The 20,882-nt window shown below is 51.1% G+C and carries 21 protein-coding genes; 10 read left to right on the top strand and 11 right to left on the bottom strand.

Features of this window, described 5'->3' with window-relative positions:
* Nucleotides 1–45: 45 nt before the first annotated feature.
* The 3 genes from T320_RS05430 to T320_RS05420 all read right to left on the bottom strand — a co-directional run bounded on the left by T320_RS05430 (nt 46) and on the right by T320_RS05420 (nt 3,663).
* Nucleotides 46–1,941 (bottom strand): PTS fructose transporter subunit IIABC, encoded by a 1,896-nt coding sequence (locus tag T320_RS05430; protein ID WP_037353748.1) that lies wholly within the window; start codon nt 1,939–1,941, stop codon nt 46–48.
* 63 nt (nt 1,942–2,004) lie between these two features.
* On the bottom strand, nt 2,005–2,913 hold the full coding sequence (gene pfkB, locus T320_RS05425) for a 1-phosphofructokinase (protein WP_026759630.1): 909 nt from the start codon (nt 2,911–2,913) through the stop codon (nt 2,005–2,007).
* A 3-nt stretch (nt 2,914–2,916) separates the two neighbouring features.
* The gene (locus T320_RS05420) at nt 2,917–3,663 is read right to left on the bottom strand and encodes a DeoR/GlpR family DNA-binding transcription regulator (protein ID WP_026759631.1); all 747 of its coding nucleotides are present in this window, start codon (nt 3,661–3,663) and stop codon (nt 2,917–2,919) included.
* A 233-nt stretch (nt 3,664–3,896) separates the two neighbouring features.
* Between T320_RS05420 and T320_RS05415 the strand changes: the two genes are divergently transcribed.
* Complete coding sequence (locus T320_RS05415; protein ID WP_026759632.1) at nt 3,897–4,796, top strand: YitT family protein; 900 nt, start codon at nt 3,897–3,899, stop codon at nt 4,794–4,796.
* A gap of 35 nt (nt 4,797–4,831) precedes the next feature.
* Nucleotides 4,832–5,431: a hypothetical protein gene (locus tag T320_RS05410; RefSeq protein WP_037353745.1), complete on the top strand. Its 600-nt coding sequence runs from the start codon at nt 4,832–4,834 to the stop codon at nt 5,429–5,431.
* Here the strand turns inward: T320_RS05410 and T320_RS05405 are convergent, their stop codons facing one another.
* Both T320_RS05405 and T320_RS05400 read right to left on the bottom strand, forming a co-directional pair.
* Nucleotides 5,432–5,995 (bottom strand): beta-class carbonic anhydrase, encoded by a 564-nt coding sequence (locus T320_RS05405; protein WP_037353744.1) that lies wholly within the window; start codon nt 5,993–5,995, stop codon nt 5,432–5,434.
* A 15-nt stretch (nt 5,996–6,010) separates the two neighbouring features.
* Nucleotides 6,011–6,571, bottom strand: coding sequence for a hypothetical protein (locus T320_RS05400; RefSeq protein ID WP_037353742.1), 561 nt, complete (start codon nt 6,569–6,571; stop codon nt 6,011–6,013).
* 180 nt (nt 6,572–6,751) lie between these two features.
* Here T320_RS05400 and T320_RS05395 point away from each other — a divergent pair, with 180 nt between their 5' ends.
* The 3 genes from T320_RS05395 to T320_RS05385 all read left to right on the top strand — a co-directional run bounded on the left by T320_RS05395 (nt 6,752) and on the right by T320_RS05385 (nt 8,966).
* Entirely contained in the window at nt 6,752–7,018 is a 267-nt protein-coding gene (locus T320_RS05395) for a YhdT family protein (protein WP_037353741.1), read from the top strand.
* A complete protein-coding gene (gene panF / locus T320_RS05390) occupies nt 7,011–8,510 on the top strand; it encodes a sodium/pantothenate symporter (RefSeq protein ID WP_026759637.1) in 1,500 nt (499 codons plus the stop codon). The genes T320_RS05395 and panF overlap by 8 nt, the downstream gene beginning before the upstream one ends.
* Nucleotides 8,511–8,681: 171 nt before the next feature.
* Entirely contained in the window at nt 8,682–8,966 is a 285-nt protein-coding gene (locus tag T320_RS05385) for a hypothetical protein (RefSeq protein WP_037353739.1), read from the top strand.
* A gap of 58 nt (nt 8,967–9,024) precedes the next feature.
* On the opposite strand, the gene T320_RS05380 is transcribed toward T320_RS05385, so the two are convergent.
* Nucleotides 9,025–9,333 (bottom strand): AzlD domain-containing protein, encoded by a 309-nt coding sequence (locus tag T320_RS05380; protein ID WP_037353737.1) that lies wholly within the window; start codon nt 9,331–9,333, stop codon nt 9,025–9,027.
* Nucleotides 9,334–9,487: 154 nt separating this feature from the next.
* On the opposite strand from T320_RS05380, the gene T320_RS05375 reads away from it, so the two are divergent.
* On the top strand, nt 9,488–10,438 hold the full coding sequence (locus T320_RS05375; RefSeq protein WP_037353735.1) for a hypothetical protein: 951 nt from the start codon (nt 9,488–9,490) through the stop codon (nt 10,436–10,438).
* Nucleotides 10,417–12,048: a dicarboxylate/amino acid:cation symporter gene (locus T320_RS05370; protein ID WP_037353732.1), complete on the top strand. Its 1,632-nt coding sequence runs from the start codon at nt 10,417–10,419 to the stop codon at nt 12,046–12,048. The genes T320_RS05375 and T320_RS05370 overlap by 22 nt, the downstream gene beginning before the upstream one ends.
* Before the next feature lie 260 nt (nt 12,049–12,308).
* Here the strand turns inward: T320_RS05370 and T320_RS15120 are convergent, their stop codons facing one another.
* The 3 genes from T320_RS15120 to T320_RS05360 form a co-directional block, all read right to left on the bottom strand.
* Nucleotides 12,309–12,395: a type I toxin-antitoxin system Fst family toxin gene (locus T320_RS15120; RefSeq protein WP_143035151.1), complete on the bottom strand. Its 87-nt coding sequence runs from the start codon at nt 12,393–12,395 to the stop codon at nt 12,309–12,311.
* Nucleotides 12,396–12,509: 114 nt separating this feature from the next.
* Nucleotides 12,510–13,235 carry an AzlC family ABC transporter permease gene (locus T320_RS05365; RefSeq protein WP_037353721.1) on the bottom strand — a complete coding sequence of 242 codons (726 nt, stop codon included), beginning with the start codon at nt 13,233–13,235 and terminating at the stop codon, nt 12,510–12,512.
* Nucleotides 13,236–13,312: 77 nt separating this feature from the next.
* Nucleotides 13,313–14,641: a threonine/serine exporter family protein gene (locus T320_RS05360; RefSeq protein WP_037353719.1), complete on the bottom strand. Its 1,329-nt coding sequence runs from the start codon at nt 14,639–14,641 to the stop codon at nt 13,313–13,315.
* Between the two features lie 150 nt (nt 14,642–14,791).
* On the opposite strand from T320_RS05360, the gene T320_RS05355 reads away from it, so the two are divergent.
* Complete coding sequence (locus T320_RS05355) at nt 14,792–15,205, top strand: peptide deformylase (protein WP_037353717.1); 414 nt, start codon at nt 14,792–14,794, stop codon at nt 15,203–15,205.
* A gap of 64 nt (nt 15,206–15,269) precedes the next feature.
* Here the strand turns inward: T320_RS05355 and T320_RS05350 are convergent, their stop codons facing one another.
* Nucleotides 15,270–16,652 carry an alanine/glycine:cation symporter family protein gene (locus tag T320_RS05350; RefSeq protein ID WP_037353715.1) on the bottom strand — a complete coding sequence of 461 codons (1,383 nt, stop codon included), beginning with the start codon at nt 16,650–16,652 and terminating at the stop codon, nt 15,270–15,272.
* Between the two features lie 110 nt (nt 16,653–16,762).
* Nucleotides 16,763–18,532, bottom strand: a complete 1,770-nt coding sequence (locus T320_RS05345; RefSeq protein ID WP_037353713.1) for a MutS-related protein — start codon at nt 18,530–18,532, stop codon at nt 16,763–16,765.
* Between T320_RS05345 and T320_RS14815 the strand changes: the two genes are divergently transcribed.
* Nucleotides 18,531–18,686, top strand: coding sequence for a hypothetical protein (locus T320_RS14815; protein WP_197019379.1), 156 nt, complete (start codon nt 18,531–18,533; stop codon nt 18,684–18,686). The two genes, T320_RS05345 and T320_RS14815, sit on opposite strands and share 2 nt — an antisense overlap.
* Nucleotides 18,680–20,878 carry a SpoIIE family protein phosphatase gene (locus T320_RS13900; protein ID WP_051608610.1) on the top strand — a complete coding sequence of 733 codons (2,199 nt, stop codon included), beginning with the start codon at nt 18,680–18,682 and terminating at the stop codon, nt 20,876–20,878. The genes T320_RS14815 and T320_RS13900 overlap by 7 nt, the downstream gene beginning before the upstream one ends.
* The last annotated feature ends 4 nt before the right edge of the window (nt 20,879–20,882 follow it).

Genomic DNA, 20,882 nt, shown 5'->3' with positions numbered 1-20,882 from the left:
CTTCCTCAGAGGGGAAGGCTTTATATATGTCTTACTCGTTAGTGATTAGTCCTTGATGGGCTTTTTCAGTACGGACAGTACAATGCAGCCTACTACAGCACCAATGATGATGGCTGCTAGGTACATGCCTGCATTACCGATGGTCGGTACGACGAAGATACCGCCATGGGGAGCACGCAGGGTGCAGTCAAAGGCCATGGACAGGGCACCAGCCGTAGCGGAACCGATGAATACGGAAGGAATCACGCGCAGGGGGTCACCAGCAGCGAACGGAATAGCACCTTCGGTGATGAATGACATACCCATTACATAGTTGGTGATACCAGCTTTGCGTTCGCTTTCGGTGAAGCGGTTCTTGAAGAACGTCGTGCAAAGCGCGATAGCCAGAGGCGGAACCATACCGCCAGCCATAACAGCGGCCATTACATGGTATTCGCCGGAAGCGAGAAGGCCAGTACCCGTTACATAAGCTGCCTTGTTGATGGGGCCGCCCATGTCGATAGCCATCATGCCGCCCATTACGATACCCAGCATAATGCGGGCGTTCGGGTCCATGTTCTTGAGGGTTTCAACGAGCCAGGTGTTGATTGCACCAACCGGCGGAGCAATGATGAACATGCTGATGAAACCGATAATCAGAATACCGAAGAACGGATAGAGCAGAACGGGCTTGATGCCGTCCAGAGATTCCGGCAGGCAGGAGAATGCCTTCTTCAGGAAGTTTACAGCGTAACCGGCTACGAAACCAGCTACGAGAGCGCCGAGGAAGCCGGAACCAGTCGTGCCAGCCAGCGCACCGCCAACGAAACCTACAGCAAGGCCCGGACGGTCAGCAATGGACATAGCGATAAAGCCAGCGAGGATCGGCAGCATGAAGCCGAAGGATGCACCGCCGATATCCATGAAGAACTTAGCCAGCGGCGTATTGGAACCGAATTTGCTCGGGTCGATGGAGTAATCATCGAACAGGAAGGCCATGGCAATCAGGATACCACCGCCAACAACGAAGGGCAGCATGTGGCTGACACCGTTCATGAGGTGCTTGTAAATCTGACGGCCGAGGCTTTCACCGGATACATCCGCAGCAGATTCTTCTGCATCAGAACCGGAAGCATGATAGATGGGAGCGTTGCCGGACAGGGCACGGTCAAGGAGTTCGTCAGCCTTGTTGATGCCGTCAGCAACCTTGGTGATGATGGTCGGTTTGCCATCGAAACGGGCCATAGCGACGTTCTTATCAGCAGCGACGATGATAGCGTCAGCTTTGGCGATTTCTTCAGCGGTCAATACGTTCTTAGCACCGCCGGAGCCGTTGGTTTCAACCTTGATGGTGATGCCGCGCTTCTTAGCGTGCTGTTCGAGGCTTTCCGCAGCCATGAAGGTGTGGGCAATACCCGTCGGGCAGGCCGTAACAGCCAGCACCTGAATGTGGTCGGCTTTCGGCGCTTCTTCTACTGCATCTGCAGCCGCCGGAGCAACGAAATTGCCGTCTTCCTTGGCATCGATGAGCTTCAAGAATTCATCTTTGCTCTTGGCAGCAATCAGAGCTTCCTTGAAGTCCGGGTCCATAATCATGGTAGCCAGCTTGGACAGGATGGCCAGATGATCATCATTGGCAGAGTCCGGAGCAGCAATCATGAAGAACAGGCGGCTCGGCTGGCCGTCCATGGATTCAAAATCCATACCAGCAGGAACCGTCATAGCAGCAAGGCCTGCTGCCTTTACACCAGCACTCTTGGCATGGGGAGTGGCGATACCGTCGCCAAGGCCAGTGGTGCCGGATGCTTCGCGGGCGAATACATCCTTGGTGTACTGTTCTTTGTCGGAAAGGTTGCCGCCGGCTTCCATGAGGTCAGCCAGCTGATTAATGGCTGCAGCTTTGTCAGCCGGGGAGGCGCCCAGAACGATGCTCTCGTTCTTGAGCAGGTCAGTGATACGCATAATGTTCTCTCCTTTGCAAATAAAAGAATTATATATAATGCCTAAAAGGCGAGATCCCAAATGTTAAGCGATGGTGGCCAGCAGTGCTTCAACTTCCGGACGGGTAGCGAGATTTTCGCTGAACGCGGAAGCAGAACCCGTGGCTACGCCCATGTGGAAGGCTTTTTCAAAGTCGCCATTGGATTCCATGTAACCCGTGATGAAGCCGGCTACCATGGAGTCGCCAGCGCCGACGGAGTTGATGAGCTTGCCCTTCGGTGCCGGGCACTTATAAGACTGGCCTTCCGCCGTCAGGAGGATGGCACCGTCACCAGCCATGGAAATCAGCACGTTCTGTGCGCCTTTTTCCTGTAGCTTCTTGGCGTAGGTGATGATTTCTTCATCCGTGGTGAGTTTTACGCCGAACATATCGCCGAGTTCGTGATTGTTGGGCTTAATGAGGAACGGATGATACTGGAGCACGTTGAGAAGCAGATTCTTCTCAGCGTCAACCACGATGCGGATACCCTTGCCGTCAAGGCGGGCCATGATGCGCTGATAGATGTCATCCGGCAGGGTCTTGGGAATGGAACCGGCCAGTACCAGCGTGTCACCTTCTACGAGTTTGTCGAGCTGTGCAAAGAGTTCAGCCTGCTTGGCTTCGCTGATGTCCGGGCCCTGACCGTTGATTTCCGTCTCCGTGCTGGCTTTGGCCTTTACGTTGATACGGGAGAAACCTTCGTCAAGCTGTACGAAATCGCTCTTGACGCCGAATTCCTTGAGCTGGCGCTTGATTTCTTCGCCGGTGAAGCCAGCGACAAAACCTAGGGCGCTGTTGTCATGGCCCATATTCTTCAGCACGATGGACACGTTGATGCCCTTGCCGCCAGCCAGAACCTGCTCGTAGTTGACGCGGTTGATGGCACCGGCGGTGAAGTTGTCCAGACGGACGATGTAATCCAGGGATGGATTGAAGGTTACGGTGTAAATCATTTCTTACTCTCCTTCAAGAACAGTGGTATAATCACGGTATTTTTTATCTTCCAGCCGGCCTGTAATAATGGTAGCACTGGAGATATTGGCAAAGGTGATAGGGGAAATCTTGTTGAATTTTGACTGGTCAGCCAAAACGTAAGCATGCTTGCAGCGAGCCAGAGCAGCGCTCTTGATGGTGCCTTCATCTGCATCCGGCGTAGAAAAACCGGACTTGGGGCTGATGCCGTTGGTACCGAAGAAACCCTTGGTAAAATTGTAGCACGTGAGGCTTTCCAGGGCTTCTGTGCCGATAACCGCTTCTGTAACGGCTTTGACAGCACCGCCGATAATGAAGACCTTAAAGCCTTTGGCAGCCAGCTTGGCAGCATGCTGCATACCGTTGGTGACGAATACGGCACTGGTTTCCGTCAAAAAATCAATTAAATGCAAGGTGGTGGAACCCGCATCAATATAGACAAAATCCTTCTGCTTGATGAGTCCGGCAGCCTTGCGGGCGATGGCGATTTTTTCCTCAGGGAATAAATCGTTCTTGGTTTTCATGTCTTCCTCGGCACTGCTGTAGTTGTTGTCGATGGAAGTGGCCCCGCCGTACACCTTGTAGAGACGCCCATTCTTGTGCAGGGCGGTCAAATCCCTGCGCACTGTGGATTCAGATGCGTTCAGGGCACGGGTGAGGTCAAGGACGGTAACAGCCTTTTTTTCCTCAAGGATGCGCAGAATTGTAGCATAACGCTCTTCCGTCAGCATGGCTATCACTCTCCAAAAATGTGATTTTTTTATATAATACAACTAAACTCCTTCAAAGTCAATCAAACTCACGAAAAAACACGCAAGAAGTTGCTAAATCCCGCCAAAAACTGTCGATAAAATACGAATGTACTTTAGTGTGGTACAGAAATAAACATGAAAAAGAGGATTATTGTCTGCGTTTACCTAATAATATATAATGAATATAGAACGAAAATGGGAGTGTGAGGTGTATGGAAGAACAGGCAGCCTTGAATAATGAAGTAAAACCTAAAATTGGCCAGAATCGCACGACGTCATTTTATGTGAAAAAATATGCCATGATTTTTGTCGGGGCGGTTATTGCAGCTTTTGGCTTGGAAGAATTCTTGATTCCCAACAACGTCATTGACGGCGGTATCGTGGGTGTTTCCATTATGATGGAAACCATCACGGGCATGAGCATGGGTGTGTTTCTGGTACTCTTAAACATTCCCTTCCTCTTTATGGGGTACAAGCAGATTGGCAAGAACTTTGCCATTGCCACTTTGGTTGCCATCTGTTTTCTGGCCGTCTGGTCAGAGATATTTGACCCGTTGGAGAAGGTGACGGATGACCCCTTCCTGGCGGCTATCTTTGGCGGCATTATTGATGGTATCGGCGTGGGGATGATTATCCGGGCTGGCGGCAGTCTGGACGGTACGGAGATTGTGGCTATTATTATGGATAAGAAGTCCGTGTTCTCCGTGGGCGAAGTAGTTATGTTTATCAACCTCTTTATTCTGTCCAGCGCAGGACTGCTCTATGGATGGGACAAGGCTATGTACTCGCTGGTGGCATATTTTGTCATCTCCAAGATGATTGATGTGGTCATCAAGGGGTTGGATGAAAGCTACGCCGTGATGATTGTGACCAATGAGCATGAGGAAATCACTTCGGCCCTGAATGACCGTTTAGGCCGTGGCGTGACCCTGCTGCATGGTGCCGGTGGCTACACTGGGGAGAGCAAGGAAGTGCTTTACTGTGTGGTGACTCGTCTGGAAGTCGATAAGCTCAAGGAAATCGTACTCGACAAGGATGAAAATGCCTTTGTAACCATCAATGCTGTCCATGATATTGTGGGCGGGCGGTTCAAGAAAAAGTCCATTCATTAAAAGCCCGTGTGGTTTAAGGTTCTGGAGGTGTTATTGTGAAACGGAAAATTGCCTTACTATGGGCACTGTTGATGCTTATCCTATCGGTGCAGGTTTGGGCGGCAGAGCGCACGCCGCTGCGGGTGGCGCAGTTTCCCTTGCTCATACAGAGTTATATGACGCCAACCCAGGATGTGCATGACCGCTTGGAAAAACTGGTGGACAGGAGCCTGCATGTTCCCTTGAACGGCACGTTAAAAGCCGTCCAATACATTCCGGAAAAGGAATGCTGGGCGGCTTTGGAAGATGCGCGCAATGAAGCTGTCGGCAAGGTAAAGCTCAAGGATTTAATGCGGCCAGTGGCAGAAAAGCTGAATGCCGACCTGGTAGTTATGCCGGTGCTTACAGGTTATGAGCAGTATCAGACCATGCGCTGGAACCGCTGGGGCAGATATATCGTCCATAGCTATGCGGCGGTGGAAATTGTCGGCTTTGACAAGGCTAAGGCAGAATCCTTTAGCAAAGGCGCATCGCGTCATTTCAACGATGAATACGCCACGCAGGGCGATGTGTCGCAGCTGGCCTATGAGGCTATGGAAGAGGCTCTGCAAAGTGCGAAAATCCATGACCGGATATGGACGTGGAAGGACAGATAATCAGGTATAGCCGTTCATGACCACATCTACCTTCCCGGTGCGGGGGTGGAAAATCAGGCCGTGAATGGGTACATCAGCGGGAATCAGTGGATTAAGGCGGATGCGTTCTACCGTATCGATGACATTTTGCTCGGGATGGTGGAATTCATCCGCCCATTCTGTGAGTTCCTTCTTTATCATATGGATGGCTTCTTTTGAAATGCCCCGTTCCACCATGGATTTTATGAGGCTTTCCGAAGTGGTGTTGGCCATGCCGCATTCGTGATGACCGATGACGATAATCTCCTTGACGCCCAGTTCATAAATACATACGAGCAGGCTCCGAATGGTGCCATCAAATACGCCGGTAATGCCATTGCCGGCGGTTTTTATTACCTTGGCTTCCCCGCGGCCAATGCCCAGAGCAGGTTCCAGAAAATTCACCAGGCGGGTATCCATGCAGGTAATCAAAGCTACCTGCTTTTGGGGCAGCTTGCTTTTTTTCAAATCTTCAAGGGTGTAGTCAGCGGGCGGATGGGCGCAGAATTCTGCATTGGCCGCCAGCATGGTATCGAGAATGGTCATGGTGCTTACCTCCCCTCAAAATACGCTTGGCCGGATATTTATCGTCTGGCCGTTGCGCAGGCTGACTTTTTGCACGAGGCAGCTGCGCATGCCCACCATGAAGAGTTCAAATTCATCCGCATGGGGCAGTTTTTTGGTCAATTCATCCCTTGTCATCTTGTCGGCAAGATTCTGGTTCCCTTCCTTGCCATTCGGGTCAAGAATCATGACATAGTACTCGGCGGCGGGAACATCCTGAAAGGTGAACTGTCCCTGCTCATTCACTACGGCATGGTAAATGGGCTGGTTGGCGGGGATAGTTCCTTGCTGATACCATTTTTGCACGGCGGCGTAGGGAAGGGCCGTAAAATTAATCCCCCGTTCAATGAGCCAGATTTCTGCCCGCTCGGAACGCTTGCGGTTCTTGGGGGCGCTCATATCCCACATCATGGCTGCGCCGCCTTCGCCCCTGCCGATGTGCATTCCCCGTTCGGTATTGGGCAGGTGAACCGTGCCGGTGATGGTGCCGCCGGCCGCGGCAACGGCACTGATGCTTATCAGCAGGCAAAATACCAGCAGAGCGACAAGGCGTTTCATATAAATCATCCTTTCTGACATAGTTTCCAGTAATTGTTTTTGCCATTAGTTTTCGCCATTGGCAGAAAAAATCCTGCTGGATTTGCCTGTGTAGTCATTTTGCGGTACACTAGAGAGCGACGGTATGCACTGCATAAAGCAAATTTCAGGGTGCAACTGTACGAAAGGAGACTATAGTTTATGACAGATTGGGAAAAGTATCAGCAAATTCGCCGGGAAGCCGCGTTTACGGGGCTGGCGTTGCTGGTGCTTATTTTGTTTTGGTGCTGGGCAGGCTTTGGCCTGGCTGGCGTAGATATGGAGATTGGCGGTCTGCCTCTCTGGGCAGTAACCTCCAGTATTGGCGTATGGCTTTTTGCCATTGTGCTGGTGAAAATCTTGCTGAAATTCGTCTTTAGGGATATGCCCTTGGAAGATGGCGGAAAGGAGGGCTCTGACCATGAGTAATGGCGGCAATCCGGCAGCGCTTCTGCCCCTGCTTATCTTTATGGCCGTGATGATTGGCATTGGCTTCTATGTACGGCAGGTACAGGCCCGAGGCTTTGGCAGGAATTTTGTTCAGCAGTATTTTATCGGCAACCATGATTTGGGTGGCTTTGTGCTGGCTATGACTACCGTGGCCACATATAGCTCTGTAAGTTCTTTCGTGGGCGGGCCGGGCATGGCCTGGCAGATTGGCTTTGGCTGGATTTACATGGCGGTGGTGCAGGTTACGGCTATCTTCCTCGTGCTGGGTATCTTCGGCAAACGGGTGGCCCTGCTGTCCCGCAAGTTCGATGCGGTGACGGTAGTTGATATTATCCGTGAGCGCTTCCAGTCGGACGGATTGGCCAGTTTGGCGGCTTTCATCATCGTATTGTTTTTCTGTGCGACCATGACGGCGCAGTTCGTGGGCGGCGCCAAGCTCTTTGCGGCGGTGACGGGTTACAGTTATGAGATGGGCCTGCTGCTCTTTGGGCTGGCCGTGGTGGTCTACACCACCGTGGGCGGCTTCCGGGCTGTGGCGCTGACCGATACCTGCTGTGCCCTGATTATGATGGTGGGCATTGTATTGTTGCTTTACTATGTGCTGGCAGCAGGGGGCGGCTATGAAAATCTTATGGCCAATCTCCATAGCAACCACCCGGAAATGTTTGAACCCTTATCCAATGGCCATATGCCTGTCGGGCTTTATCTGACCCAGTGGATATTGGTAGGTATCTGCACCATTGCCCTGCCACAGTCGGTGGTGCGTGGCATCAGTTACAAGGATACGGCTAGCCTGCACAAGGCCATGCTGATTGGTACGGTGGTCGTGGGCTTTATGAATATCGGCATCAACTTTACGGGCATTCTGGCCCATGGCGTGCTCACCGGAGATTTGGCCTCCTATGGCGGTGTGGATAATATCATCCCTAGGACTATCGTCACGGTTATGCCGCCGGCTTTAGTGGGGCTGGCCATTATCGGCCCGTTGGCAGCTTCTATTTCGACCATTTCCGGCCTCTTGATTGTGGCTTCTTCGGCCATTATCAAGGATGTGTATCTGCATCATCAGCATAAGCAGGGCAAAGAGCCGGGCACGAAACAGCTGCGTCTGCTCTCCATGCTGGCGACAGCCGTTATCGGCGTGGTGGTGTTTGTCATTGCGCTGACGCCGCCGAGCCTTATCTGGATTATCAATATGTTCGCCTTTGGCGGTTTGGAAACGGCCTTTTTCTGGATGCTTTTGCTGGGCCTGTTCTGGCGGCGGGCTAATAAGCTCGGCGCACTGCTTTCTATGAGCGGCGGTACGGTGGTTTACTGCCTGACGCAGGGCATGGGCTTCAAGGTTATGGGCCTGCATCAGATTACCATCGGCATTACGGCGTCGCTCTTGTTCTTCCTGATTGGCACTTATCTGGGCAAGCCGCAGGACGAGAAGGTTTTGGCAGAGTTTTTCCCTCATAGGGAGAATTAATAATCATATAGGGAAAATTTTTCTAAAAAATAGTTGAAACTGCAAAAAATATCTTGCTTAATTGGGACTTTTGGGGTAAAATTACAAAGTATTTTTGGATACAAATGTATATTGTGGAAATAATAATGGGATATTGTTACTGGAAAGATTTTTTTGGAGAGGAGAAGAACGATGATTGTTGCGGTGAATAGTGCGACAAACAAATTGTTTAAGTTCAAGACAGGTAAGTATAATTTGAAGGAGCAGGCGGCTTGGAAGTCCCGGACGGCTTTTGTGGAAGATACGTTGCAGGAGATTTTGCGCAAGGCGGCCAATAAGGAAGCTACGGTTTTTGCAAAATGTTGTTACGGCATTGAACTGGGCAGAAGTGAAGCCGAGGACCGCTATCTTTTGTCCTATGATGATGCAGTGGGCTATTGGAAAAATTTTGATGCACGGGTGTATCAGATAGCATAAAATATACGAACAGCCCATGAAGCAAGGGATAAGCTTCATGGGCTGTTTTTTGTTTCGCTTATAATAAGACCAGTTCAACGCCGAATACAACGATACAGCAGGCGGCGGCTACTTTGAACAGGCTGAAGCCTTTCCAGGCCAGGACGATGCCGATGATGAGGGCTAAAAGACCTGCATAGGGGCTGCGGGTGGCATCTATGATGGCGGGGAAGGTCATGACTGCTAGGGTTACATAGGGGACGTAGAAAAGGAAGGAGCGCAGAAACTGGTTCTTGATGGGGCGGCGGATAAGGGTGACGGGCAGGATGCGGATGGCGAGCGTTACAGCGCTCATTACGAGCAGATAGATGTAGATATCGTGGTTCATGGGCGTTTTCCTTTCTCGATGAATGGTATTTATTAACATTTTAGGCGGATAATGCCGGATTGTAAAGAAAAATAGCAGGATTTCACCAAACGAAGGGCGAAATGTTATAGGCTGATGTTTCAGTAAAATATATGAATCTGGGAAGGTGTGGCAAATGAAAAAAATACTGCCTGTAAAATGGCTGTCTGTTCTTGTTTTGGGGCTGTGCTTGCTGTTGAGTGGCAAAAGCTGGGCCGCTGAATTTGAGCCGGTTTCCTATACTGCCTATACGTCGCTGTTCTGGCTGCGGGAGGCTGGTGTGCCGGAGGCGGCTGAATATGCCAAGGCAACGGGGAAACAGCATCTTTTGTTCACGGGGAAAATCAAGAATTTTTATACCCTGCAGCCGGTGAATATGCTCTACCATGAGATGCGTTATGCGGCGCTCAATGAATATATTCAGCAGAACGGTTACAAAAATGTCATGGACATTGCCTGCGGGTTTTCCTCCCGGGGACTGTACATGGCCCGTCATGGAATCCATTTTGTGGGTGCAGAATTCCCCGCTGTTGCAGTCTATGGCAATCAGTATCTGGTCAAATGCCTGAAGCCGGAGGAAGTGAAACTGGCATCCTATGAGGTCGCAGATGCTACGGATAAGGCGCAGATGATGGCTGCGGCCGACAAGATGGAAGGCCCGGTCTGCATTACCATGGATGGCCTGATGATGTATCTGACCCATGAACAGCAGGCCAGCGTCCTGCAGAATATCAAGGCTGTTTTGCAGAAACATGGCGGCTGCTATATTACGTCGGACTTTTCTGCCCGTGATTTCGTCATGGGGGCTTCCAAGGTCGTTTATGGGGAGAAAAATGCCCGTGAAGTCTATAAGGAATCGGCCAAGGTTTACGAGGAAATTGCCGATGCCGATTTTGACCCAAAATTCTTTGCAACCGACGAAGAAGCAAAAAAATTTATTGCAGCACAAGGGTTGAAGGTAAAACAGATTCCCTTGTTTAAGGAATCATTTAAGCTCTACAGCGAGAAGGGGTTGAATAAATTGCAGCTTCAGCGTTTGGATGACCTGAAGAAAGCGAAGATTTTATGGCTGATTACACTCGAATAACGGACCGTTCTTTTGTCATTACATGGAAAAATTTTTCGCAGGCCATGGACTGGATTGCGGATTCATTGTCCCAAGAAAAGGCTGAACAGCATGAAATTTATCTGATGCAGCTGCTCGTAGAGGAAACTTTTCAGCGTTTGGCCCAGCAGGATAAAAAGGCGGAAGACTTTAGCCTGACGTTGAGCTGGAAAAAGTCCTTTCATCGCTTAAAGTTGTTGCTGACGGCCAAAGGGGATGCCTATAATCCTTTGTTGCTGCTGCCGGAAGATATGGAAAGCGACCTGACCGGGTATGCAATCCTGAAAGCTCATCGCAAACGGCTGAAGTATTCGCGCAGCAGACGGCGGGGCGAAAATATTGTGGCCATACAGTTCCGTGACCCGGAGTATCAGGAAGTGCGTAGGATTCTGGCAGGACTGATTTTGGGCACGGCTGTGGGGGCGTTGCTGTACATTGAAGCTAGTCAGGCAGCTAAGGACTGGCTGGAGGCAGTTGTTATCGAACCGATACAGACGGTATTTATCAGCGCACTGATGATGGCGATTGCGCCAATGATATTTTTCTCGGTCATCGAGGGGATTATCAGTATGTCCTATTCCAGCAATATCGGACGTATCGGCTGGCATGTGGTTTTATGTTCACTGCTGAAACTGGCTTTTTTCGTAGCGGCCGGCCTGTTGGCGGGCTATCTTATGGGCGGTACACCGGAAATTTTGGCTACGCTGACACTTACCTTGGAGGGCAATCTTGGCAATGCTCCGGGCATTACGGTGGGGTCGCTGTTAGGAGGGATTGTGCCGGGGAATGTGGTTTCGCCTTTTTCGACCAATAACATCATGCAGACCTTGTTTCTCGCCTGCTTCTGTGGTTTTATCCTGAATAAAATGGACGGACAGCTGGATTGGGCGCGTGAAGGGGTTCGCTTTATGAGCAATTTTACGATGAATGTTGTTCAGACCGTGAGCCTGCTGCTTCCCTTTCTGGTGTGTATATCCACTATCAAAATGGTTATGCAGCTGGGGATTATTGGCCTTTGGGCGTATGCTCGGATGCTTCTGGTCATTGCGTTGGGGCTGCCTCTTAGCTTTTTGGTGGCGGCTTTGCTGATTCTGCTGGTTGCCCGTTGCTCGCCCCTGCCATTTTTGCAAAAAACAGTGCCGTTTAGTGCACTGCCCTTTTCCAGCAGTAATTCCAGTGCCTGTCTGCCGGCCACGCTGAAATTTTGTGTGGAAAAATTAGGCATGAATGAGCGGATTACGAAATTTACGGTACCGGTAGGTATGCAGTTCAACATGGATGGCACAGCCTATTATGTGTCCGTAATATCCATGATGCTCGCGTGTACGTTTTCGGTGGAGATGAATGCAGACTTTATCTTTTCCCTGTTCTGCGTGGAGTTTTTGATGGCGATGACGGGAGTGGGACTTCTCGTTATGCCGCCGGTATTGGAGAATATGGGGATTCCGGGAACTGCGGTTATGCATTTTATCGGCATTGAGCCGATTATCGATATGCCGGGAACGGCGCAGAATGTGGTAGGGGATATTACATCGGCGTTTCTGGTGGCAGGGAAGGACAGGCAGGTGGATGAGGCGGTTTACCGTTCTTAGTTAACATCATAGTGTAAAGGCGCCCGTGGGGCTGGTAACACTTTTCCTCCGCCATAGACAGGCTTGTCAAAAGCTGCGGAAAAGCATTACCAGCCCCATGGGCTTAATGCGAGATGATTGCTCCGCCTTGATATATGATGTAAAGTTTCCCTTGCTTTTCTTTTGGGTGGGTGTTATACTACAGACATACGGAAAGCAATGGATTAGAAAGACCCCCGGCAAGTCGACAAAGCCGGGGGTCTTTTGTGCCTGTTACACCTTTAGTGGTTCAGCCAGTAGCTAAAAAGCGCTACCAGAATTCCTACTGCCAGTGGAACTATGGCATTCCAGAGTAATTTGGAAAGCAACGGATTTCACCTCCTCTCGCAAGGAGATGTTAACATTATAACGCAATACTGCAGATAAGACCAGCTGCTTCATCTCGGAAGTGGCTGGTCTTATCTGTGATTGCTTATGTATGATTACTGGTCATTTTTAACAGGACACAGTATAGCACCAATGGCGGCGATGGCGACGGTCAGGATGATGGTTCTTGTGCCGCCGGACAGGTCGCTGATTTCGGGCAGGTGGGCGCAGGCGAAGCTGGCGATGAAGCTGATGGCGACCAGCGCACCAATAATGCGGTTATCTCTGGCGGGCGGGATAATGACCCAGATGAACATGCCAAAGAGTGCTACGCTCAGGGCGCTGACGGCGGCTACAGGCAGGAGGTTGCCCGCCATAACACCGAGGGCGGTGCCGACAGACCAGCCCGGCAGGGCTACGCTCATGGCACCGTAATTGTAGTAGGGATTCAAGGGGCCTTTTCTCGCAATGGTGATGCCGAAGATTTCATCGGTGATATCAAAGCCCACCAGCACTCGGTGGAGAATATTGGTATCTGGGGAGAATTTTTGGCTGACGACGCAGCTCATAAGGAGGTAGCGGGCGTTGGCTACGAGTGTCATAATGGCCAGTTCCAGATAGGGAGCGTCAGCAGCGATAATGGTAAAGGCCGCGTATTCACCTGCTGAAGCGTTGTTGAAGAAGCTGGCTAAGAAGCCTTCAAAAGGGGTAAGTCCTGCATTGCGGGCGGCAATGCCCAGGGTAAAGGAGACTACGAAGTAGCCCAAGGCAATGGGCGTGCCATCGCGAATTCCGTCCATAAATGCCTCCCGGCGAGGAGAGGATGTTGTTGCCAGTGTCATACGTTCACTTCTTTCATAGATTAGATAGCCTTCCCCTATGGGGAAGGTGGGCGCGTAGCGCTCGGATGAGGTTTTTCTTAATCTTCCGATTCGGCATAGCGTTTGGCCAACAACCTCTGCACGTTATTTTGCTTGCGCCGTTCAATCTGCCGATGGATAAAGATGTTGGGAATGGCCACACCTACGGCGATTCCAATGATGATGGTCACGGCATCTACGCCCATGCGGAAGCTGGTAAAGAATTCTTCGCTGGTGATGAACTGGATATTCAGCAGGGCAAAGAGCAGACGGTAGAGCAGTACCCCGGGAATCATGGGGATAGCCGAGGGAATGGTCATGACGATATTGGGCGTATGGAACCAGTGAATGGCTTTGAGGGCGATGAGCCCAACCACTGCTGCGCCGATAAAGGAACCAGCGGTTTGGGACATCCCCAGCTCGATTACGGAAATATTGCGCAGCAGCACCGTGATAATGCCACCTACAGCCACTACCGGCAGAATTCGTTTGGGCACGTTGAAGATGATGGAAAAGCCCGTGGCCGCAATGGCTGCCGCGATAGCTTGGGACAGGTATTGAGTGTCGGGAGTGAGCTGGACACTGGTAAAGTCTGTAACCCCGCAGAGGCGGATGGCAATAACGATACCGAAGGTCATGCTGCCTACAACTAACAAAGTGTGCATGGCTCTTGTCATGCCGGCCACGATAAAGTTATTGAGCAAATCATCCACGGCATTTATCAGCGGAATTCCCGGTACGAGAAATAGAGTGCAGGCAATTAGAGGATACCAGTTCAATTCTCCCGTAAGGAATTGGGTACTCCAGGCCAGAATCGTGGTGACAAAAGAAGTGATGGCGATGGTGGCATAGGCATTAAAGGCGTAGGCATTGCAGAGCCGCCGCGTATAAAAGCCCAGCAACGAGCAGATGGCTGTCAGCAGGAAATCAAGCCAGCTGCCACCAAATAGTTTGCAGAAACCGCCGCAGGCCGCGCCTGCCCCGAGTGCAGTCAGCCATACGGGATAGGCACGGGGAAGATTGCGGATATTGTTCAGCTGACGGCGAAATGCTTCGAGGCTGTAATTTTGGGCCAGGGCCCGCCAGGTCAGTTTGCTCACCGCTGACAGGGTAGTCATATTGACGCCCAGCTTTTGGTACTTGCAGAATTCCGTATAGGAATGGCGGCTGTCGCTGACATTGAGCATCAACGTGGTATAGAGCACATGCTGATGCATATGTTCCTGGTCAATGCCCATAAAGGCCGCAGCCCGCCGCATATCCCGCACGGTGCGGTCACTGTCAGCACCGTTTTCCATCAAGAGGGCCCCGGTCTGCAGCAGCAGATGCAGTTTCTCGCCGATTTCAGCAAAGGGTTTATTCAGAATTTCATCCTTGTCGTCACTCAAAATATCCCTATCCTTTCTTATAATATGTAAATAACATTGTAAATGTATGTAAACTATTGTAGGACAGTAGGAGATAGATGTAAAGTTTTTTGGCGGGAAAAATTGTGGTAAAATAAATAAGAAAATATAGTCGAAATGAGGAAGACAGATATGGTAAAGAACATCATCAAAGATACGGAATTCCTGCAGAAAGTGGCGGAGCCTGCTACCCGCAAGGATAAGGCTGTGGCAGAGGATTTGTTGGATACCCTCAAAGCCAACAAGGCTATCTGCGTAGGGCTGGCAGCCAATATGATTGGCGTGGCCAAGAGCATCATCGCTGTGCAGGTGGGCAAGCAGAATATCGCCATGTTGAACCCGCAGATTGTCAAACATTCCGATGAATGCAGCGAGGTTATGGAAGGCTGCCTGTCACTGCTGGGAGAACGTCCGGCCAAACGCTATACATGGATTGAAGTGGAGTATAAGGATATAAAATTCAAACCGCAGAAGCAGCGCTTCTCCGGCTTCACCGCAGAGGTCATCCAGCATGAGATTGACCATTGCAATGGCATCATAATTTAACTCATCAGGAGAAAATAAAGGCAGATTCGCCAGTGAAAAGCGAATCTGCCTTTTGACATGTCATTTATTCTGTTATCGTTGCATGAGGAATGTCGTCCTCATCAAGTTCCCCTTTGCGGGACAAGTAGCTTTCGGTTTCTGCCACAACGACGCCGGACAGGGCAATCAGGGCAATCAGGTTCGGGATAGCCATAAGGCCGTTTACGATATCAGCCAGAATCCAGATGGCTTCGAGTTTGAGGAAACCGCCGCTGGCAATCAGTGCAATGAAGATTACGCGGTAGGGCATTACACCTTTGGTACCGAAGAGATAGATGCAGGCGCGCTCGCCGTAGTAGTTCCAACCCAAGATAGTGGTGAAGGCGAAGAGCACGAGTGCGATAGTCAGGAGGCTGCTGCCCACAGCACCGTAAGCAGAAGCAAAGGCGGCGCTCGTCATGGCGGCACCGGCGGCATCACCCTGCCATACGCCAGTGAGGACGAGGGCCAGGCCTGTCATGGTGCAGATAATCAAAGTGTCGATAAAGGTACCCGTCATGGAGATAAGGCCCTGTTCAGCAGGTTCCTTGGTCTTGGCGGCAGCGGCGGCAATGGGCGCAGAACCGAGGCCGGATTCATTGGAGAACACGCCGCGGGCGATACCATTCTGCATGGCCATCATAATGGTGGAACCGGCAAAACCGCCGGCTGCTGCCGTGCCGGTGAAAGCGGATTCAAAAATTAAAGCGACAGCGGCGGGAACGCCATCAAAATTCATGGCGATAAGCCCCACGCTGATGGCGATGTACATGACCGCCATAAAGGGAATGACCTTGGCGGCGACTTTGGCAATGCTCTGCAGGCCGCCGATGGTGATAGCGGCAATCAGAATTGTGAGTACAGCGCCCGTGAGCACCTTGGACAGGCCAAAGGAAATTTCTGCACTATCCACAATGGCGTTGACCTGCGGGAAGGTGCCGATACCGAAATATGCTACGAGGATGGTGGCAGCGGCGAAGAACGTAGCCAGCGGCTTATACTTTTCGCCCATGCCCTGACGGATGTAGTACATGGGGCCACCGGCGATATTGCCCTTGGCATCCGTGCTGCGGTACTTAACGGCCAGCAGGCCTTCGGCATACTTGGTAGCCATGCCGAAGAAGGCGGCCATCCACATCCAGAAGATAGCGCCGGGGCCGCCGATTTTCACAGCAGTTGCTACGCCGACAATATTACCCGTGCCGACCGTAGCAGCCAGTGCCACGCAGAGGGCCTTGAAGCTGGAAACGTCTCCTTCGCCGTGATTCTTGGCTTTGAAAATCAGGGAGAGAGCCTTGGGCAGGCGTACAACCTGCAAAAGTTTCAGGCGCAGGGTCAGGTAGATGCCTGTGCCCACCAGCAGGGTAATCAGCGGCGGCCCCCACATGAAGGAGTCGATGGCATTGAGCATAGGGATAAATGATTCCATAAATTGATGTCCTCCTCGTATGATATAAACAGGTCTGTGTCTACTGAGAAAAAACACAGGTACTTCTAAAATAAGATAGTCCCTATATTATCATACAAAAAGACATTTGTCTACAGGATTCCTGCCATTTTTAGCAAATATTGAGCATTGGTCGTCTGGCAGCGGCCATTCTTTATTTTATAGTCAAATTTTATCTTGTTATTCTCGTAGTATTCGGCAAAGTGATAATTGGTCACGGGAATATCATTACCAGACTGCAAATCACAGAGTTCGAAATCATGAGTAGAAACCAAAGTGATGGCATAAGGACGGGTCAGACGCTTGATGGCCTCGCGGGCGCCGATAATCCGGTCGGCCGAGTTGGTTCCCTTGAAAATCTCGTCAATGCAGATAAACATCGGCGTCTGTTTCTGGCTGAAATCCACCATCTGCTTGATGCGCAGAAGTTCGGCATAAAAAGTGGAAATCCCCTGCGATTGGTCATCATGAACCTGAATAGAAGTAAAGATAGCCATGGGTGTGCAGGCAAAACTTTTGGCGCAGATGGGAGCTCCCGCATAGGCCAGCACCAGAGAACTGGCCAAAGTGCGCATATAAGTGGTTTTGCCGGACATATTGGAGCCTGTGATAATGCGTGTTTCGGCGGTCATGGCAGTATCGTTGGGCACGGCCTTTTCTTCAGTGATTAGCAGGGAGGAAAGGCCTGTCGTGTTCAGTTGGGGTGCGCCTTTTAGTATCTGCGGGAAGCTGAATTGTTCCCGGGTATGGGCTGTCATGGCCAGGGAGATATAGAGTTCCATCTCTGCCCAGGCATCCAGCCAATTTTTTAGGTTTTGTGCGGCGTTGTCCTGCCAGCGGTTAAAGCGGGAGGCGCAGTGGCAGTCCCAAAGCAGCAGGGCATTGCCCAGCACGAAGAAAAAGAGATTGCGGCAGAGGTTTACATGGTCCGTGAGGCGGGCAAGTTTCTGCAGGGCAGGAGCGCCCTCCGTTGACAGGTCAGCAGACAGCTTGTTAAGCTGCGGGCTTGTAAAGTTTGTCTTTCCCATGCGGATAAACAAGGCACGATAGGCGTGTAACTCATGATTGAGTGTGCGCAGCGGGGCGAGGATGGTCTGATTCTGCCGGTGAAAGACCATGGCAATGGCAAATTGCAGCAGTATGAGGAGACCGGGAATATGCCATTCCATAAGGCCGCCGAGTGCCAGTACAATACTCGTCATGGTTAGCAGCGGGAGCAGCCGGGCCGTTTGCTGCAGGACAGGGCTGATATGATGAGGCTGGTCTGCAGTTACTTCCTTTATCAAAGGCGCAGTGTCGTGCCCTGTGGGGAGAAAACGGCTCAGGGCCAGCAGTTCCACGCAGAGACGCTGGTGGTCAATGAGCTCGTTGACCGCTGCCTGACGTTGGGCGATGACATCTGTGGGTGGCGGTGTTACTGTCAGCGCTTGGGCAAGTTTTTGCCGGCCGAGGGCGGTGCGGGCGCAGCACATGTATTGATAAAGGGAGGCTGGGCCATAGATATGCAGGTCAATGTCCTGGGGACACTCGGGATGAATGAATTCATCCCCTTTGTCGGTCAGCTTTTGCCACTTTCCATTGAAGCGCGAGAGATATTCTTCCGTTACGTCTAGAGAATTTTGGATAAAATGGATGCGCTTTTTCAAGCGATTATGCTGGTGGATAAGGCGACTAAAGAACAGAAGCAACAGCACGCCGATGACAGTTGCGCCCCTTACGCCGTCATAACCTGCCGCAAAGGCAAAAATCAGGGCAAAGAAGCAGGCGGTGCGATAGATGGTATATCGGCCGGATAGTTTTTCATCAGCGGCCAGCTGCGTCTGCGCTTCTGCCTGCAGGTTTTTATAAAAATCCTGTTTCATGGAGGTCACTCCTTACGGTTGTTTTTGCTTTTCTACATTATACCATTGGAAAAAAGATAAATGGAGGGAAGTTGCCTTTGGCTGGGTAAATATTGTAAAATATAAGGAAACTAAGAAATTTTTAATGAAAGAGGGCGGCTGGAATACATGGTGAAGTTATCGATTCGTGGGCGGGTATTGCTGCTGCTGCTGGCCAGTGTATTAATTACGCTGATGGCAGTGGGCGGTCTGGCTTTTTATGCCCTTAACACCACCAAAATCACCATGTTGGCGCAAAGTGAGGCAGTAGGCCAGTTTCTGGCTGAATCCATGGGGAGAAAAGCTGCCAGTGATGCCAAGAATGATTTGCAGGAGATGACCCGCGTAAAGGCCCAGCATCTTAGCCGGGAACTGATGATGGTGAAGAAGGATGTGGCCTATATGGCCGATTCCCTGCAGCTCATCATGACATCTCCTGCCCAGTATCGTCCCCGAAAATTGCCGGATACCCAGCAGGAGCCGGATATTTTATCGGAAACGGTGTATATTCATTACAGTCCGGAGCTACAGTCCCGCGGGATAGATGGGAATTTGCAGCGTCAAATTGCCTTGGCGGGAAATTTTGCTGATGTGCTGGAGCCTCTGAGTAAATACTATCGTGGGTATCGCACGTCTCTTTATGCCGGTTCTCGTGATGGCTATTTTATCTGTCTGGATATTGTCCCCAGTGAGCAGGGAAGGGCCAGCATTTATCCTTCGCCGGAGGTGCGGCAGGATTTCATTCAGACCTATGACCATCGGGAAAGGTTTTGGTATAAACTGGGGGAACAGACGGACACGCCAGCTTTTTCCGATATTTACCGCGGAGCGGAAGGTAAGCTGGATGTGACCTGCGCCATGCCTTATTATGATGGGAATGGTTTTGCCGGCGTGGTAGGCATCAGCTACAGTGTCGAGGACCTGTACCGTACTTTTCTGGCGGATGCTATAAAACAGGACGGTATCAGTTTTGTCATGGACTGTCATGGAAGGGTGGTATTTTCTTCAGAGGATGAGGGGATTTTGGCGGCCCGGCTGGATGGCACGGATATCCGCCAGTTGTCGGAAGCTGAACCGGATATTGCGGCAGCAGCCCAGCGAATGGTAGCTGGGGGAAATGATGTCATGTCCGTAATCATGAACGGTAAAAAGTATTATTTGGCATTTGCCCCGCTGGAGGGGACGAAGTGGAGTTTCGGCACGATGCTTGAAGCCCAGACGGTTATGACACCCGTGGAGCGGGTGAAAGATGCCGTTCTGGAGAAGATGACAGAACTGCAGACCACCGGGCAGAGCACCATTAACAAGTTTATCTGTCGGTCTGCAATACTGTTGATTCCCATATTGCTCCTGCTGATATACAGCAGCGGTCTTATGGCTGGCCGCCTGACCCGGCCAATCCGGCAGTTGGAGGGCGGCGTCCGGGAGATTGCGGCAGGGAATTTTGACAAGAAACTGCAGATTTCTACCGGTGATGAGATTGAAAATCTAGCCGAGAGTGTCAATTCCATGTCGGATGACTTGAAGCTCTATACAGAAAATTTGGCGCAGGTGGCAGCGGAGAAGGAACGCAGCCGCACAGAGCTGGAAGTGGCAGCCCAGATTCAGCAGGATATGCTGCCGGGCACCCGCCAGCCCTTCCCCGAGCGGCAGGAGTTTTCCATTTATGCCCTGATGCAGCCGGCCAGAGATGTAGGGGGCGATTTTTACGACTTCTATATCGTACAGGACAATTATTTGGTGGTCACCATTGCGGATGTGTCCGGTAAGGGGGTTCCTGCAGCTTTGTTTATGGCGAAATGTCAGTCGGTATTGAAGAGCTGCATCATGGGCGCCAAGAGTCCGGAAAATTTGGGGGCTATTTTGGAAAAGGCCAATCGGGAACTTTGCCAGAATAATGAAGCCGCCATGTTCGTTACCGTGCTGGTGGGGGTATTGGACCTGCGCAATGGTCATTTTACGTATGCGCATTGCGGCCACTGCCCACCGTTGCTGCAGCATGAAGGCCATTATGAGTTTTTGCCGCTGCCCAAGAGTTATGTGCTGGGGCTTTGGGAAAGACCTTATACACAGAAAAGTATGGAGTTATCCCCAGGGGATATGATTTTCCTGTATACCGATGGGGTATCGGAAGCCATGGATGTGGATGGCAATCTCTTTACGGAACCACGGATTCGGGATACGTTGAACAATCTGTCTGCAGAACGGCAGCCGGAAAAACTTCTGCCGCAAATGCTGGCGGCTATACGGCAGTATGCAGGGGGAGAAGAGCAGTCTGACGATATCACCATGGTTGGTCTGCGTTATGATGGCCAGCCGGAAAAATGAGGAA

Origin of the sequence: Selenomonas sp. FC4001 (assembly GCF_000701565.1) — a bacterium.
In the GTDB taxonomy this organism is placed as follows: Bacteria; Bacillota; Negativicutes; order Selenomonadales; family Selenomonadaceae; genus Selenomonas_A; species Selenomonas_A ruminantium_B.
Note: the sequence above shows the minus strand (reverse complement) of the source record. Positions and strands in the feature narration are given on the sequence as shown.

What these genes read in the sequence shown, in the direction of transcription:
- T320_RS05345 (WP_037353713.1), bottom strand. Translation starts at nt 18,532, where the DNA reads ATGAAACAGGATTTTTATAAAAACCTGCAGGCAGAAGCGCAGACGCAG.
- T320_RS05350 (WP_037353715.1), bottom strand. Translation starts at nt 16,652, where the DNA reads ATGGAATCATTTATCCCTATGCTCAATGCCATCGACTCCTTCATGTGG.
- T320_RS05385 (WP_037353739.1), top strand. Translation starts at nt 8,682, where the DNA reads ATGATTGTTGCGGTGAATAGTGCGACAAACAAATTGTTTAAGTTCAAG.
- T320_RS05380 (WP_037353737.1), bottom strand. Translation starts at nt 9,333, where the DNA reads ATGAACCACGATATCTACATCTATCTGCTCGTAATGAGCGCTGTAACG.
- T320_RS05370 (WP_037353732.1), top strand. Translation starts at nt 10,417, where the DNA reads ATGGCTGATTACACTCGAATAACGGACCGTTCTTTTGTCATTACATGG.
- T320_RS05375 (WP_037353735.1), top strand. Translation starts at nt 9,488, where the DNA reads ATGAAAAAAATACTGCCTGTAAAATGGCTGTCTGTTCTTGTTTTGGGG.
- T320_RS05420 (WP_026759631.1), bottom strand. Translation starts at nt 3,663, where the DNA reads ATGCTGACGGAAGAGCGTTATGCTACAATTCTGCGCATCCTTGAGGAA.
- T320_RS05400 (WP_037353742.1), bottom strand. Translation starts at nt 6,571, where the DNA reads ATGAAACGCCTTGTCGCTCTGCTGGTATTTTGCCTGCTGATAAGCATC.
- T320_RS05405 (WP_037353744.1), bottom strand. Translation starts at nt 5,995, where the DNA reads ATGACCATTCTCGATACCATGCTGGCGGCCAATGCAGAATTCTGCGCC.
- panF (WP_026759637.1), top strand. Translation starts at nt 7,011, where the DNA reads ATGAGTAATGGCGGCAATCCGGCAGCGCTTCTGCCCCTGCTTATCTTT.
- T320_RS05395 (WP_037353741.1), top strand. Translation starts at nt 6,752, where the DNA reads ATGACAGATTGGGAAAAGTATCAGCAAATTCGCCGGGAAGCCGCGTTT.
- T320_RS13900 (WP_051608610.1), top strand. Translation starts at nt 18,680, where the DNA reads ATGGTGAAGTTATCGATTCGTGGGCGGGTATTGCTGCTGCTGCTGGCC.
- T320_RS14815 (WP_197019379.1), top strand. Translation starts at nt 18,531, where the DNA reads ATGGAGGTCACTCCTTACGGTTGTTTTTGCTTTTCTACATTATACCAT.
- pfkB (WP_026759630.1), bottom strand. Translation starts at nt 2,913, where the DNA reads ATGATTTACACCGTAACCTTCAATCCATCCCTGGATTACATCGTCCGT.
- T320_RS05365 (WP_037353721.1), bottom strand. Translation starts at nt 13,235, where the DNA reads ATGACACTGGCAACAACATCCTCTCCTCGCCGGGAGGCATTTATGGAC.
- T320_RS05415 (WP_026759632.1), top strand. Translation starts at nt 3,897, where the DNA reads ATGGAAGAACAGGCAGCCTTGAATAATGAAGTAAAACCTAAAATTGGC.
- T320_RS05430 (WP_037353748.1), bottom strand. Translation starts at nt 1,941, where the DNA reads ATGCGTATCACTGACCTGCTCAAGAACGAGAGCATCGTTCTGGGCGCC.
- T320_RS05355 (WP_037353717.1), top strand. Translation starts at nt 14,792, where the DNA reads ATGGTAAAGAACATCATCAAAGATACGGAATTCCTGCAGAAAGTGGCG.